This window comes from Kribbella sp. NPDC054772 (assembly GCF_053611945.1).
This window is the reverse complement of sequence record NZ_JBSHBJ010000001.1, coordinates 336,662-338,134: the sequence shown is the minus strand read 5'-3', so window position 1 is coordinate 338,134 and position 1,473 is coordinate 336,662. Positions and strand designations below refer to the sequence as shown.

Annotated in this window: 1 protein-coding gene; it reads right to left on the bottom strand. The window is 69.2% G+C overall.

Features of this window, described 5'->3' with window-relative positions; genetic code table 11:
* Positions 1–141: 141 nt before the first annotated feature.
* Positions 142–1,473, bottom strand: a 1,332-nt coding sequence (locus ACWGID_RS01730) for an ABC transporter substrate-binding protein (protein WP_452193430.1), incomplete at its 5' end; no start/stop codon positions are given.

The following is a 1,473-nucleotide window of genomic DNA, read 5'->3' as shown; positions in this document are numbered from 1 at the left end:
GTCTCCCAGCCCCCCCCCTGCCCGCCCCGCGCGACAGGGCCCGTGGGCCTGTGGTTCTACCCGGTGTTTTCTCTGTTCCTGTTTTACCCCCCCCCGCCCACGCGGGCCCCCGTCATCGACAATCAGTTGCCATCAGCAACACTATTTGAGCTCCCCGTTGACCTCGTCCAGGAATGCCTTCGCCGCCGCGTCCGGCGCCTGCCGGCCGAACAGTACCTCGGTCGTGTACCGCTGGATGATCTTCTCCACCTGACCGCCACCGACCGGCGGCGCCGGCGACGGGTCGCCGAGGTCCGGCTTGATGTCCTGGATGAACTTCGCGGTCGCGGCGTCCACCGGCTGCAGCTTCGGCGTCACCTCGGCGCGGACCTCGGTGTTCGGCGGAACGCCCCGCTCGGCGAGCAGTACGTTCCCGGCGGCGGTGTTGTTCGACAGGTAGTTCACGAACTCCGCGGCCTCCTTCTGGTGCTTCGACCGCGACGAGATCGACCAGAACATCGAGCCCTTGTAGTAGGAGCCGTTGTCGGCGGCCTTGCCGTCCGGGCTCGGGATCCGCAGCAGCTTCAGCTGCTGACCGGACGCCTTGCTGAACGCCACCAGCTGGTTGCTCCAGATGAAGCTCATCGCCAGCTTGCCGGTCGCCATCGCGGACTGGTCGAGCGAGGCGTTCATGTCCTGCGAGATCGCCTCGGCGGAAGGGATCGCCTTCTGGTCGCGCAGCTTCAGGATGTACTTGAAGAAGTCGGTGGTCTTCTCCGGCGAGACGCCGAGCTTGCCGTCCTTCGTCCAGAGCGACTCGCCGTTCTGCCGGGCCCACAGGTTCAGGCCGGCCTCGTTGGCGCCCAGCGTGCCGGTACCGGTGATCTTGCCGCCGGTCTTGGTGGTGATCTCCGCGGCGGTCTTCGCGAAGTCGTCCCAGGTCCAGGTGGTGTCGTCCGGGATCGCCACCCCGGCGGTCTTGAACGCGGCCGGGTTCACGACGATCGCGAACGAGTTGATCCCGGCGTTCAGGCCGTACAGCCCGCCGTCGAACTCACCGGCGCTCAGGGTGTCGGACTCGAACTTGCCCGTGTCCAGGCCCTGGGCCTTCTTCAGGTCGAGCAGGGCGCCGCGATCGGCGTACTCGCGCAGGTACTTCTCGTCCATCTGGATGATGTCCGGGGCGTCGTTCGCCGCGACGGTGGTGGCGAGCTTGTCCCAGTACCCCGACCAGTCGCCGAACTCACCCTTGATGGTGACGTTCGGATGGTCCTTCTGGTACGCGTCGATCACCTGCTGGGTGAGCTTGGTCCGGGTGTCCGAGCCCCACCAGGTGAATCGGAGCGTGACCTTGCCGCCGTCCGACGACGACGCCGCGCCACCGGAGTCGCGGGGGGGGGGCGGGGCCCGGGGCGGGGCGGGGGGGGGGGGCGCGCCCCGGCGCGCGGGGGGGGGGGGGCGGGCGGGCCGGCGGGGGGGGGGGGGGGTGTGGGG